Source organism: Embleya sp. NBC_00888, assembly GCF_045207655.1.
Lineage (GTDB): Bacteria > Actinomycetota > Actinomycetes > Streptomycetales > Streptomycetaceae > Embleya.
Genome location: NZ_CP108784.1, coordinates 2,141,341 through 2,154,467, shown reverse-complemented (window position 1 = coordinate 2,154,467; position 13,127 = coordinate 2,141,341). Strand labels below are relative to the sequence as shown.

Below are 13,127 nucleotides of genomic sequence, written 5' to 3'. Positions count from 1 at the left end.
GAACGGGTCCAAGGTCCCCGTGCGTGGGGTGCATGGTCCCTGAGCGAGGTGTCCCGGACCCGGTTACGGTCGAATCAGGAGGACGGGCCGAGCCCCCATGCCGCCGCGGCGTGCCCACGCCTGCGCATGCGTGGCGACCGGCCCGACACGGCGATGAGGCGAGGCGGAGAAATCACCGAGATCGTGCTCGACCCGGCCGTCGCGGCCGCCCGGGTGGGAACGGACGGCCGGATCCTGGCCCGCACGCCACGCTTCGCCCGCGCCGTCGGCCTGCTCGGCGAGGCGCCCGGACAACCGCTCCCGTCCCTGATCGGCGACCGACTCGGGCCCGACGCCCGGGCGGCGTGGCGCGAGCTGGTCCGCGAGGCGCGCGCCACGCCGGGCCGGCCGGCGACCAAGGTGGTCGAGCTGCCGAGCGCGGACGGCATCGCGGTGGTCTGCCTGTTCGAGGCGGTCACGCACGGACCCGACACCGTGCTGCGCGAGCTGCGCGGGCACAGCGAGCTGGAGGCCCAGCTCGTGCACTTCCGCCTGGCCGCGAAACTGGGCGGATTCGGCCTGTGGACATGGGACCTGGACTCCGGCACCTGGCGCTGGCACGGCGGCCGGCCACGGCTGCACGCTGCGTACGCGGACGCCGAAGACGGCGACGCCGGCCCGCGTTGGCTCGCCGACGTCCACCCCGAGGACCGGGCGGACCTCGTCCGACGGATCGAGGCGCTTCGGCCCGGGGGCGTCGACGAGGACCGCACCATGTTCCGGGTGCGCGGCGCGGACGGTTGGCACTGGGTCGAGTCGCACATGCGCAGGCTCCGGCTGGGCATCGACGGTCGCGACGTGATCGTGGGGGTCGACCACGACCAGACCGAGGTGGTCCGGCTGCGCGCCGAGGCCGAGCGGCGTCTGAGCGCCGCGCGCGAACGCGGCGAGCGGCCGGCCGAGGTGTCCGCCGCGCTGATCCGCGCGGTCACCGAGGACGAGCTGAGCGCGGTGATGCTCGACCGGGCGGCCCCGGTGTTCGGCGGTACGGGCGCCCTGGTCGCGCTGGTGGACCACGACCGGCTGCGGATGTCCTTCGGGCCCGGGGTACGGGCGAACCTGATGCCCGCCCTGGAGCGGATCGCCCCGACCGCGGATCGCCCGCTGGGGTGGGCGATTCGCACCGGCGAGCCGATCTTCGTCGAATCGCTCGCGCAGCACACCGCGGGATGGCCCGACGCGCCCGAACTGATCGAGGCCACCGACGCCCGGGCGTACGCGATCATCCCGTTCGCCGGCGGCGACCGTCCGATCGGCGGCCTCGCGGTGACCTACGACCGCGAGCACCGGCCGACCCAGGACGAACGCGCGCTGATGCGCACCTTCGGTCAGTTGGCCGGTCAGGCGATCGAGCGGATCCGGCTGCAACAGGCCCGCGCCGAACTCGCCGAGGCGCTCCAACGCACCATGCTGCCCGCGCGCCTGCCGGTGGTGCCGGGCCTGGAGATCGCGGTGCGCTACGCGCCGGCCCGGGACGGGTTGTCGGTGGGCGGCGACTGGTACGACGTGATCGCCCGCGAGGACGGCACCGCGTTGGTGGCCATCGGCGACGCGCAGGGCCACGACGTGGACGCGGCCGCGTTCATGGGGCAGGTACGCACGACCAAGCGGGCCTTCGCGGCCGAGGACGCCGACCCGGGCCGGGTGCTGCGTCGGACCAACGACCTGCCGGCCGCGCTGCACCGGAACGCCTTCGCCAGTTGCACGCTGCTGGGCATCGACCCGGCGACCGGCGCGTGCGCGGTGGGCCGGGCCGGCCACGTACCGATGATCGTGCTCACCCCGGACGGGCGATCGCAGGTGCTGGAGACACCCGGCGGGCCGGTGCTCGGCATCCTGGAGGGTGCGGACTACCCGACCCACGAACTGCGGCTGGCCCCGGGCTCGATCGTCGTGCTGGTCACCGACGGGGTGGTGGAGTCGCGCGAACGGCCCATCGACGTCGGCCTGGAGCGGGCGGCCGAGCGGGCCCGCGGGTGCGCCGACGCGGGCGTCGAGGCGATCGCGGACGCGGTGCTCGCGGCGGCGGACGAGACCGGCAACGTCGACGACGCGGCGGTGTTGGTGCTGCGCCTGCCGCTGCCGGGGGAGCGGACCGCGGCTCGCGTGTGACGTTGTCCACCCGACCCGGGCTTGAAGTTAGGCAAGCCTCACCTTTAAGTTGCGCAGTAGGACAAGGCAAGGCTTACCTAAGAAATCGAGCCGCTCGTCCGCCTACTCCACAGCTCGAAAGGCCGCCGGATGCGTCTGCGTCGAACAAGCTTGAAGGTGGCCGCGGCCGTCCTCGCCATCACCGCGTTCGCCACGGCGTGCGGTGGCGACGACGACGACAAGTCCGACGGCAAGGCCGGCCAGGCCGCGGCCGGTACGGCGTTGCCCGCCACCGTGGACACCACGATGGGCAAGGTCACCGTCAAGGACGCGAGCCGGATCGTCCCGCTCGGCGGCGACATCGCGCAGACGGTGTACGCGCTCGGCCTGGCCTCGAACGTCGTCGGCGTGGACACCTCCGGCGCGGTTCTGCCGGAGAGCAAGGGCAAGGCGACCTTCGGCAACTCGCGGACCCTCAACCCCGAGGGCATCCTCGCCCAGCGGCCCACGGTCGCCATCGGCAGCGCCTCGGTCGGCCCGCGCAGCGCGATCGACCAGCTCAAGGCGGCCGGCGTTCCGATCGTGCTGATCCCGGACAGCAGCAAGCCCGAGGACGCGATCACCCGGATCACCACCATCGCCACCGCGCTGGGTGTGCCGGACAAGGGCAGGACGCTCGCCGACCGGACCGCCGGCGAGATCGCCACGGCCAAGGCCAAGGGCGCGCAGGCCACCACCAAGCCGCGCGTGGCGTTCCTGTACATCCGCGGGCAGGCCAACCTGTACCAGATCGGCGGCAAGGGCCTGGGCCCGGACAGCATGATCACCGCCGCCGGCGGCATCGACACCGGCACCGAACTGGGCGTGGAGATGTCCGCCGCGCTGACCCCCGAGGCGATGGTCGCGGCCAAGCCCGACGTCATCCTGGTCTTCCAGAAGGGCCTGGAGTCGGTCGGCGGCGTCGACGGTGTGCTCAAGCTGCCGGGTGTCGCACAGACGCCCGCCGGCCAGAACCGCAAGGTCGTCGCGATGGACGACCTGGAACTGGGCGGTGGCGGTGCGACCGCGGGCGTCGCGCTGAACAAGCTCGTCGATCTGCTGCATGGCTAGGGTCGGCCGGGCCTCGGCCCGTGCCGCTGCGCAGGCGCCGGCCGAGCCGTCTCGGTCCGTGCGGCGCCCGCGGACACACGACGGGAAGGTACAGGGGAGCCCGTGGCAACGGTGACGGAGCGTCAAGAACCCACGGACGAACCGGCTTCACCGCCGCCCGCGGTCGAACTCAGCAAGGCCGCGGCGCCGGTGGCCGCGGATCCGGAGGCTGCGGCCTCGGAGACGGCGGCCCCGCGCAAACACGGCCGGTGGCTGATGCCCACGCTCGTGCTGCTGCTCCTGGCCACGAGCGTCGTGTCGGCCGGCATGGGTGCCTTCGACATCCCGTCCGATCAGGTGCTCTCCTCGGTACTGCACCACCTGGGCCTGGACATCGGCCACGTGTCGCAGGCCAACGAGGCCGTGTTGTGGAACATCCGCTTCCCGCGCATCGTGCTCGGCATCATGGTCGGCGCGTGTCTGGGCTGCGCCGGGGCCGCGATGCAGGGCGTGTTCGGCAACCCGCTCGCCGAGCCCGGCGTGATCGGGGTTTCCTCCGGCGCGGCGCTGGGCGCGGTCGGCGCGATCGTGATGGGCGTCTCCGCGTTCGGCTCCTGGACGGTGACCGCGTTCGCCTTCGCCGGCGGCCTGATCACCACGCTGTTCGTCTACCTGCTCTCCCGCGCGGACGGCCGCACCGAAGTGGTCACCCTGGTGCTGACCGGCATCGCGATCAACGCGCTGGCCGGCGCCGCGATCGGGCTGTTCACCTTCGTCGCCGACGACGCCGAACTGCGCAGCATCACCTTCTGGAACCTGGGCAGCGTCGGCGGGGCGAGCTGGAAGATCATCGGTGCGCTCGCGCCGTTCGCGATCATCGGTCTGCTGATCCTGCCCCGGTACGCCCGGGCGTTGGACATCATGGCGCTCGGCGAACGCGGCGCCCGACACCTGGGCGTGGACACCGAACGGGTCCGCATCGTGGTGGTCGTGCTCAGTGCCACCCTGGTCGGCGCGGCCGTCGCCGCGGCCGGGGTGATCACCTTCGTCGGCCTGGTCGTCCCGCACATCATCCGGCTGATCGCCGGCCCCCGACACCGGCTGCTGCTGCCGGCGAGCGCCGTCCTGGGCGCGCTGGTCACCGTCGGCGCCGATCTCGCGGCGCGCACCATCGCGATGCCCAAGGAGGTACCGCTCGGTGTGCTCAGCGCGCTGATCGGTGCCCCGTTCTTCCTGTGGCTGCTGCGCAGGACCCGTTCCCGGCAAGGAGGTTGGGCCTGATGAGGCTGCTCGCCAGGAACCGCGGCGCGGCGCCCGCGCCCACTCCCGAGTCCGGCGCGATCGGCGTCGAGGCCGAGGACGTCAGCTTCGGCGTCGCCGGCCGCAACCTGGTCGACGGCGTCTCGCTGAACGTGCGACACGGCGAGATCGTCGCGGTGCTCGGACCCAACGGCGCGGGCAAGTCGACCCTGCTCGGCCTGCTCACCGGTGACCTGACGCCGCATCAGGGCACCGTGCGGATCGCCGATCGGCCGCTCCCCGCCTACTCGCAGCGCGAACTGGCCTTGCGCCGCGCGGTGTTGCCGCAGAACGTCACGCTGTCCTTCCCGTTCACCGTGGACGAGGTGGTGCGGATGGGCCGCGCGCCGCACGCGGGACTGCCGAGTGAGGAGTCCGAGGACGCCATCGTGGCGCGCTGCCTGGCCGAGACGGACGTCGCGCACCTGGCCGACCGGGCCTATCCGTCGTTGTCCGGCGGCGAGCGGGCCCGGGTCTCACTGGCGAGGGTGCTCGCGCAGGGCGCACCCGTACTGTTCCTGGACGAGCCCACCGCGGCGCTGGACCTCAAGCACACCGAGGACGTGCTGCGGCTGGCCCGCGCCCGGGCCCGCCGGGGTCACGCGGTGGTGATCGTGTTGCACGATCTCAACCTGGCCGCCGCCTACGCGGACCGGATCGCGCTGCTCGCCGGCGGCCGACTGGTCGCGTGCGGTCCGCCGGACCGGGTGTGCACCGCGCCGGTGTTGTCCGACCTGTACGGTCATCCGGTGGACGTGCTGCGGCGGCCCGGTTCGGACGAGTTGCTGATCCTGCCGTCGCGCTGACGGCGGCCATGCGCTGTCGCGCTTGCGCCGCACGCCGGTCGGGTCCGGGTCCGTCGGGGCCGCGCCCGGCCGGTCCGCGTCCGTCCCGTCCGCGTCCGTCGGGTCCGAACCGCCCTACGGGTGCCGTGCCCTACGGGTGCCGTGCCTTACGGGTGCAGTGCCTTGTGCAGAGCGGCGAAGGACCCCGAGGCGCATTCCTCGCAGCGCGGGATCAGGTCCACGAAGCTCATGAAGCCGTGCACCATGTCCTCGAACAGTTCGCACTCGACGGTGTTGCCCGCCGCGCGCAGTCGCTCGGCGTAGTCCGCGCCCTCGTCGCGCAGCGGATCGTAGCCGGCCAGCACGACGTGTGCCGGCGCCAGCCCGGACAGGTCCTCGATGGTGCCGATTTGGGCGTACGGGCCCATTTCGTCGAACTCGCGTCCGCCGAAGTAGTGGCTCATGAACCACGCGATCGAGGCGGCGGTGAGCAGCGGCGCGTGCGCGTTCTCGGCCCGAGACACGGTGTCCTCGACGCCGGTCGCCGGATACCAGAGCATCTGCAGGGCCGGCTGCGGGAGGCCGTGGTCGCGGGCCAGCAGACACGTGGTCGCGGACAGGGTGGCGCCCGCGCTGTCGCCGGCCAGGGCGATCCTGGCCGGGTCGGCGCCCAGTTCGGCGGCGTTGTCGAGTACCCAGCGGTACGCGGCGAACGCGTCCTCGGTCGCGGCCGGGAACGGGTGCTCGGGGGCGAGCCGGTAGTCCACCGAGATCACCACACACTCGGCGTGCCGGGCGATCCGCCGGGCCAGCGCGTCGTGACTGTTCAGACCGCCGATCACGAACCCGCCGCCGTGGAAGAACACGGTCACCGGCAGATCGGGCTGCTCCGAGGGCCGATAGATCCGAGCGGGCAGCGCGTCGACGGCACCCGGGATGGTGCGGTCCTCCACCCGGGCCAGCTCGGTCATCACCGGCAGCAGTCCGATCCCGGCGTCGATGGTGGCCCGCGCGGTGGCCGCGTCGCCCACGAACAGATCCTCCGGCATGACACTCAACAGCTCCACGAGCTGCGGATCGATCGTCACCGCGTTCCCCCTCCGTCAACCACATACCGGCCGGTACGGAATGTACGGCGCATCCCTCGCGGGTGGAACCCGCAAACACCCGGCGGTTCAGACCGAAGCCACCGGCGGGCGCCAGGCCAGGACCGTGTCCAGCGGGCGCAGGGCCGCGTCTGGCGCGAGCCGGCCGGCCACCCGCAACAACGTGTCCCGGACCGCGACGGCGCCTCGGCCCTCCCACTGCGCCATGGCCCCCATGCGGCGCGACGTGCGCACCACCGCCGAGGTGCGCGGCAGCCGCCGCGCGGTGTACGCGGGCAGCGCGTCGACCACGCCGTCGGCGTCCGCGCCCGAGAGCACGTCGGCCAGTTCGATCGCGTCCTCCAGCGCCTGATTGCCGCCCTGACCCAGGTTCGGCGTCATCGCGTGCGCCGCGTCGCCGATCAGCACGACCCGTCCCCGGTGGTGGGCCGGCAGCGGCTCGGCCATCTCGTGCACGTCCAGGTGCAGGATCTCCCCGGCCGGCGCCGCTGCGATCAGTTGTGCAATGGGCGCGTGGAAGTCCCGGTACAGGTGCAGCAGTTCGGCCCGCTCGTCGCCGTGCGTGGCGCCCGCGGGGCGGTTCGCGGTCGCGTACCAGTACACCCGGCCGTCGGCGAGCGGCATCGCGCCGAAGACCAGGCCGCGGCCCCAGGTCTCGCCGGGGACGATGTCCATGCCCGGCACGATCGCGCGCCACGTGGTGAATCCGGCGTAGCGCGGGCCGGGGTGCTCGGGGAAGAGCGCCCGGCGGATCGGCGAGCGGATCCCGTCCGCGGCGACCACGAGGTCGGCGGTCAGGGTGTCGCCGGCCGCGGTGGTCACCGAGGCCCGCTCGTCCGGACCGCCGGGGCGTACGGTCAGCACGGTCGTCCCGGTGCGCAGCACGTCCGCCGGCAGGCTCGCGTGCAGCACGCGCATCAGTTCGGCCCGGGGAGCGAGCACCATCGGTTCGCCGAAGCGCTCGACGAAGGCCTCGCCGCTGGTCGGCGCGAGCACCCGCCCGTCCGGTCGACGCAGCGTCGCGGCGCCCTGGATCGCGGCCGACTCGCGCAGTGGGCCGCCCGCGTCGACGGCGTCCAGGGCGCGCAGGCCGTTCGGCGCGACGGCGATGGCCGCGCCGATCGGCTCCAGCGAGGCGGCGCGTTCCAGGACCAGGACCGACCACCCGTTCCGGTGCAGGGCGGTCGCGGCGGTGAGCCCGCCGGGGCCGGCGCCGACGATGATCGCCTCGGGCTTCGTGACGGACATGGTTCCCCCTGGTGGGTCGTTCCTTCTCGACATCCACTACAGGTGTAGAGGACGTGTCGATGACTCTACATGTGTAGTGGACAGAATCTCTACGCCTGTAGTGGGCATGTCTCTACGGGTGTAGTGGCCGGATCTCTACACCCGTAGCGGCGTGGCAGGCTGGCTCGCGTGACCACCGCGAAGCGCACCAGCCCCGACCGTCCGGACCGACTCGTTCTGATCGCCGACACCGCGATCCGCCTGCTCGTCGAGCGCGGCATGCGCGGACTGACCCATCGCGCCGTGGACGAGGGCGCCGGCCTGCCACCGGGATCCACGTCGTACTACGCCCGCACGCGTGCCGCGCTCCTGGAGGTGGCGTTGGCGCGGATGACCGTCCTGGAGGCGGGCGAGTTCGCGCCCGCGCTGACCGACGGCGGGCTGCCGGCCGCGCTGCCCGGCGACGCGGCGGGCATCGCCGACCTGGTCGCGGTGATCGTGGGCGACGCGATCCGGGACGGGCGGGAGCAGAAGATCGCCCGCTACGAACTGGCGCTGGAGGCGACCCGGCGGCCCGAGCTGCGCGGGGTGTACGACGAGGCGGGCGCCGCGTTCCGGGGCGCGGCGGTCGGCATGTTGGCCGCGCTCGGCTCGCCCGCGCCCGAGCGGCACGGCCGGTCCCTGGTCGCGTGGTGCGAGGGGGTGATGTTCGACTCGATCGTGGGCGCCGGGTGGGCGACGCCGCCGTCGCGGGACGACATCCGGGTCGGAGTCACCGAGCTCCTGTCCGGAATGCTCGGCGATGTGGCCCTTCGGCCCACCGGTCGGTCCACCGGAAAAGCCCCAACGAGTGACATGAGCGACTCACTGGATCGTTCGTGACCCCCTTGGTCAAAAGTCGTTTCATCCTGACTTAGTCTGTTCGCTTGTGAAGAACGAGCACGTGCGCCACAGGGGCGATAGGCACCACCGGGTAGGGGAGTCGCACTACCTCCCGGAGTCCGATCTCAAGGACAAGGGCCTGAACCGAAATTCCATCGGCCTGCTGGGGAGCGTGGTCGTCGCCATCTCCACGGTGGCGCCGGTGTACACCCTTACCGGCGCGCTCGGGCCCACGGTCAACAAGGTCGGCACGCAGGCCCCGGCGATCTTCCTGGTCGGCTTCATCCCGATGTTGCTCGTCGCCTTCGCCTACCGCGAACTCAGCAAGGCCGTGCCGGACGCGGGCACCTCGTTCACCTGGACGGTCAAGGCGTTCGGCCCGAGGGTGGGCTGGATGTGCGGCTGGGGCCTGGTGATGGCGACCGTCATCGTGCTGTCCAACCTGGCCGGCATCGGCACGTCGTTCTTCTACCTCGCGCTCGGCGAGGCGTTCAACAGCGACTGGGTCAAGGAACTGGACGACGACAAGCTGGTGCACGTGCCCACGTGCCTGGTCTTCATCGCGATCGCGACCGCGATCAGCTATCGCGGGATGACCGTGACCAAGCGGGTCCAGTACGTCCTCGTGGCGCTGCAACTCGCGGTGCTCGCGCTGTTCGTCGTGATGGCGATCACCAAGGCCACCGGCGGTGACGTGCCCACGTCGATCCCGTTCTCGTGGAGCTGGTTCAACCCGTTCGAGATCGACGGCGGCTTCACCGCGCTGACCGCGGGTCTGTCGTTGTCGATCTTCATGTACTGGGGTTGGGACACCGCCCTGAGCATCAACGAGGAGACCGCCGGCGGCCCCAAGGTCCCGGGGCGGGCCGCGATCATCTCGGTCCTGTTCATCGTGGTCGCCTACCTGATGACCGGCGTCGCCACCCTGATGTACGCGGGCACCGGAACCACCGGGCTGGGCCTGAACAACGACGAGGACGACAACATCTTCGCCAAGTTGGCCGACCCGGTGATGGGTTCGGGTCTGGGCATCCTGATGTTCGTCGCGGTGCTCGCCAGTTCGGTCGCCAGCCTCCAGACCACCTTCATCCCGGTGGCCCGCACGCTGCTGTCGATGAGTGCGTACGAGGCGGTGCCCAAGGTGTTCTCGCGCGTGCATCCGACGTTCAGGACACCGGGCTTCGCGACCGTCTCGGCCGGCGTCGCGACCGGCGCGTTCTACACGATCATGACGATCCTGTCGGAGAACGTGCTCACCGACACGATCTACGCGCTCGGCCTGATGATCTGCTTCTACTACTCGCTGACCGCGTTCTCCTGCGTCTGGTACTTCCGCAAGGACCTCTCGCGCAGCCTGCACGAGGCGATGATCAAAGGCGTGATGCCGGCGCTGGGCGGCCTGATGCTGGGCGCGATCTTCATAAAGACCCTGGTCGACGTGGCCGACCCCGACTACGGCGACGGCAACCGCGTGGCCGGCGTCGGCAGCGTCTTCATCATCGGCGTCGGCCTGCTGGTCCTCGGCGCGGTGTTGATGGAGGTGCAGCGGTTCAGGAGCCCGGCGTTCTTCCGCGGAGAGATCCTCAAGCGGGACACACCGGTGCTGGTGCCGGACGCGGACTGACATACCCACCGCGCGCACGGCGGCCCCCCGCGCACGCCGGCCGGTTCGGGGTCGGTCGGCGTGCGCGGGAGGGGCGGCGGGTGCGCGCCGGGGTGGTCAGCGGTTCTGGATGGCGTCCATCGCGACCGCGACGCAGATCGCCAGGCGGCGGTCCATGGTCGAGTCCGGCAGCTTGACCAGGTATTGGTCGCGGAGCTTCATCTGGCGCTCGACGGTCAGGACGGCGTTGCCGCCCTCGTCGACGAAGTCGAAGTGGTAGGTCGGGGCGGGCAGCCACGCGCCGACCACGGGTATGAAGCCCCAGACGCGACGCAGGATCGCGCCGAAGAGGCTGCGCTCCTGGCCGACGGCCTTGGCGGCGTCCGGGCGTTCGAGGTTCCAGGTGGAGCGCAGGAGGGACTTCTTGAAGTCCTTGGAGAACATGCCGAGGTTGCTGCCCTCGACGCCGGTCACGTCGTGCTGGGCGCGCACGTCGAGCATCTGGCGTGCCTTGAAGCGGGCGAGTTCGGTGGTCTTGGTGTCATCCGTGTAGAGGATGACCTCTTCCTTGAGCTTGCCGCGCTTCTGCTGGGCGAACGCGATCACCGGTCCGTGTTGCCCGTCCGGACCGACCAGGTGCACCACGTACTGGTTCACGATCGGGCGGAAGTTCTGACGGATGATCAGCTGCGTTTCGTTCTGGAACGGCATGGTCATGACGTGCGGGATCCCCCAGGGATACGGAGCGTTGGAGACCCGGAGATTCGGGGCCTCGGGAGCGCACAACCTATCGGTGTTCCAACGACATCGGCAGCCGAGATTTCCAGTGGAAACCTCTCGTTGCGCATTCGTGTTCAACGCGTTCGCCGAGGACGCCCCATTTCGTCGATCGGACTCACCGAAACGCACTTTGTGTAGTCGGAGCACTACGCGAGTGGGGCTGCCGCGTGGGCGCTTTTTCGCGGCACGGCGAAAATGCTCATTGGTGGGGTGGTACGTGCTCGACTTCGTGGGTCCAGCGAACCCAGAACACGCCGCCGTCGAGGGGTTGTACGCATACGGACCGACCGGGCGGGAAATCGTCGAGCGCGATCACCGTGCCGGCGGGTTGTCCGAGGCGCTGGGCGGGATCGATGATCCGTACGTGATCGCCCAGTCGGATCGGGGGGCGAGGGTGTGGGCCTGGCGCGTCGCGGCGTTCGTCGCTCTTGACGACGCGGACGAGCTCCGCGCCCGGATCGGAACTCCCGGGCCCGGGCGCGGCGAAACGACGGCGGGGCGTGCCGCGCGGGTTCATGGCGCGCTCCCCGGCTCTTGGTCGACGAGCACGAGGCGGCGGCAGGGCACGCGGGCTTCCGTGCCGTCCTGCTTGCGCACGTAGGCGCTGGTGAAGGTGATCCCGGCGAGCGTGCCGCGCACGCCCGTTGCCGGATCGGCCACCTGCTTACCGCAGTTCGCCCGATACCAGGCATGCGCCTCGGCGGGCGTCCATGTTGGGGTTGCGTCGCTGGGCATGGTTGCACCTCTCGTTGCCGGTAGCGCCGATTCGACTGCTCCGATCCAAGATGACCGTATTGCCTTTCGCGAAAAGCAGCAAGCTTGGGTGCTCGTTGGGCCTTCGACCAGTGCGCTTACTGTGTAAAGCAGTAAGGTTCGCGATCCTCGAATGATCGGGAGGTCCCATGGAAGGCGACGAGTGGGTTCACGCGTCCATGCCCTACGTGAAGCCGCGAGAGGAGGGGCGGCGGGATGCCTGGACCGAGGAAGCCGCAGCTCGGGGACGCAAGGGCGGTCAGCGCATCATTCATGCTCGAGAAGTGGAACCCCGAAGTGAGATCGCCGCACTGCTCGGTGTCGCTGAGGGTGCTCCTGTTATCGAGCGCAGAAGGATGATCTACCTCGATGAGAGCCCCATTGAACTGACGAACACCTATTATCCGGCAGACATCGCACGCGGGACGCGGCTGGCCGAGACGGCGAAGATCCCAGGTGGTGCGGTTACGCTCCTGGCAAACCTGGGCCACGTCGGCCAATGGGTGCGGGAGGAGGTCAGCGCTCGCCTTCCCGATCCGACGGAACGCGAGGCCCTGGCGCTCGGTCCGTACGACCCGGTTCTCCAACTGGTGCGAGTGACCGTGAACGTGCAAGAAGAGCCCTTCCAAGTCGACGTGTCGGTCTTCCCGGCCGAGACCCAGCGGCTCCGCTATGAGATGAGAATCGACTGACATGCCCAAAGCGGACGAAGGCGCGTTCGATCGACGACCGCTCCACCAGCGCATCGCCGCAGATCTGCGCGACGAGATCATGTCCGGCGATCTTGGGCCCGGGGTCAGCCTCCCCTCGACTCAGCGGCTGAAAGAGCGCTTCGACGCTTCGAACGCAACCATCCAAAAGGCTCTACAGGTCCTCAAGGATGAACGTTTGGTCGTCGGTCGAGCGGGCGCCGCAGTCACGGTCCGCGAGCATCGCCAAGAGACGGTTCGGCCGGCCGACTTCGGGCAGCCGGCCGAGCCGGGTCGCCCATACCGATGGCTCACCGAGGCGGACAGGCAGGGCAAGCGCGGCAGCATCGAACTCCTGAACGTCGCCGAAGTGCGCCCGCCTCGTGACGTAGCCGTTCATCTTGAGCCGGGTGAGACTGGAACGGCGGTGATGCGAAGGCAGTTGCTCATGCACGATGGCGAGCCGGTCGAGTTGGTCACGTCGTACTACCCGCTCGAACTCGCCAGGGGGACCGCCTTGGCCGAGCCCAGGAAAATCCGGGGCGGTACGCCCACTCTCCTCGCCGAGATGGGATTTCCACCACGCCGCACCGTCGACCGAGTATCCGCGCGCGTTCCCACTCCCGAACAGTACGAGGCTTTGAGGCTCCCCAGCGATCTGCCGATTCTGCGCACTCTGCGCGTGGTGTATAGCGACAACGATCGACCCATCGAAGTCACGCTGATGGCCAAAGCAGGCCATTTGTACGAGCTTCAGTACGAGTTCGGGTAGGAAGAGCTTTCC

The 13,127-nt window shown here is 70.5% G+C and carries 13 protein-coding genes; 8 read left to right on the top strand and 5 right to left on the bottom strand.

Annotated elements, in window-relative coordinates; genetic code table 11:
* Window positions 1-153 precede the first annotated feature (153 nt).
* From OG948_RS08475 to OG948_RS08460, 4 genes are all read left to right on the top strand, one after another.
* Entirely contained in the window at window positions 154-2,151 is a 1,998-nt protein-coding gene (locus tag OG948_RS08475; RefSeq protein ID WP_406295124.1) for a SpoIIE family protein phosphatase, read from the top strand.
* Window positions 2,152-2,307: 156 nt separating this feature from the next.
* Window positions 2,308-3,240: a hemin ABC transporter substrate-binding protein gene (locus tag OG948_RS08470; RefSeq protein ID WP_406295122.1), complete on the top strand. Its 933-nt coding sequence runs from the start codon at window positions 2,308-2,310 to the stop codon at window positions 3,238-3,240.
* 189 nt (window positions 3,241-3,429) lie between these two features.
* Window positions 3,430-4,500, top strand: coding sequence for a FecCD family ABC transporter permease (locus OG948_RS08465; protein ID WP_406300209.1), 1,071 nt, complete (start codon window positions 3,430-3,432; stop codon window positions 4,498-4,500).
* Entirely contained in the window at window positions 4,500-5,324 is an 825-nt protein-coding gene (locus tag OG948_RS08460; protein WP_406295121.1) for a heme ABC transporter ATP-binding protein, read from the top strand. The genes OG948_RS08465 and OG948_RS08460 overlap by 1 nt, the downstream gene beginning before the upstream one ends.
* A 146-nt stretch (window positions 5,325-5,470) precedes the next feature.
* Here OG948_RS08460 and OG948_RS08455 read toward each other — a convergent pair whose 3' ends face one another.
* Window positions 5,471-6,391, bottom strand: coding sequence for an alpha/beta hydrolase (locus OG948_RS08455; RefSeq protein WP_406295120.1), 921 nt, complete (start codon window positions 6,389-6,391; stop codon window positions 5,471-5,473).
* Window positions 6,392-6,478: 87 nt separating this feature from the next.
* On the bottom strand, window positions 6,479-7,657 hold the full coding sequence (locus OG948_RS08450) for an FAD-dependent monooxygenase (RefSeq protein WP_406295119.1): 1,179 nt from the start codon (window positions 7,655-7,657) through the stop codon (window positions 6,479-6,481).
* A gap of 168 nt (window positions 7,658-7,825) precedes the next feature.
* Between OG948_RS08450 and OG948_RS08445 the strand changes: the two genes are divergently transcribed.
* Both OG948_RS08445 and OG948_RS08440 read left to right on the top strand, forming a co-directional pair.
* Window positions 7,826-8,518, top strand: a complete 693-nt coding sequence (locus OG948_RS08445; protein ID WP_406295117.1) for a TetR/AcrR family transcriptional regulator — start codon at window positions 7,826-7,828, stop codon at window positions 8,516-8,518.
* 61 nt (window positions 8,519-8,579) lie between these two features.
* Window positions 8,580-10,142 carry an APC family permease gene (locus tag OG948_RS08440; protein ID WP_406295115.1) on the top strand — a complete coding sequence of 521 codons (1,563 nt, stop codon included), beginning with the start codon at window positions 8,580-8,582 and terminating at the stop codon, window positions 10,140-10,142.
* Window positions 10,143-10,238: 96 nt separating this feature from the next.
* Here the strand turns inward: OG948_RS08440 and OG948_RS08435 are convergent, their stop codons facing one another.
* The 3 genes from OG948_RS08435 to OG948_RS08425 all read right to left on the bottom strand — a co-directional run bounded on the left by OG948_RS08435 (window position 10,239) and on the right by OG948_RS08425 (window position 11,636).
* Window positions 10,239-10,838, bottom strand: a complete 600-nt coding sequence (locus OG948_RS08435) for a hypothetical protein (RefSeq protein WP_406295113.1) — start codon at window positions 10,836-10,838, stop codon at window positions 10,239-10,241.
* 262 nt (window positions 10,839-11,100) lie between these two features.
* The gene (locus OG948_RS08430; protein WP_406295112.1) at window positions 11,101-11,418 is read right to left on the bottom strand and encodes a hypothetical protein; all 318 of its coding nucleotides are present in this window, start codon (window positions 11,416-11,418) and stop codon (window positions 11,101-11,103) included.
* Window positions 11,415-11,636 carry a hypothetical protein gene (locus OG948_RS08425; RefSeq protein ID WP_406295110.1) on the bottom strand — a complete coding sequence of 74 codons (222 nt, stop codon included), beginning with the start codon at window positions 11,634-11,636 and terminating at the stop codon, window positions 11,415-11,417. Before OG948_RS08425 ends, OG948_RS08430 begins: the two co-directional genes overlap by 4 nt.
* Before the next feature lie 167 nt (window positions 11,637-11,803).
* On the opposite strand from OG948_RS08425, the gene OG948_RS08420 reads away from it, so the two are divergent.
* Window positions 11,804-12,346, top strand: coding sequence for a GntR family transcriptional regulator (locus OG948_RS08420; RefSeq protein WP_406295109.1), 543 nt, complete (start codon window positions 11,804-11,806; stop codon window positions 12,344-12,346).
* A 1-nt stretch (window position 12,347) separates the two neighbouring features.
* Window positions 12,348-13,115, top strand: coding sequence for a GntR family transcriptional regulator (locus tag OG948_RS08415; protein WP_406295107.1), 768 nt, complete (start codon window positions 12,348-12,350; stop codon window positions 13,113-13,115).
* The last annotated feature ends 12 nt before the right edge of the window (window positions 13,116-13,127 follow it).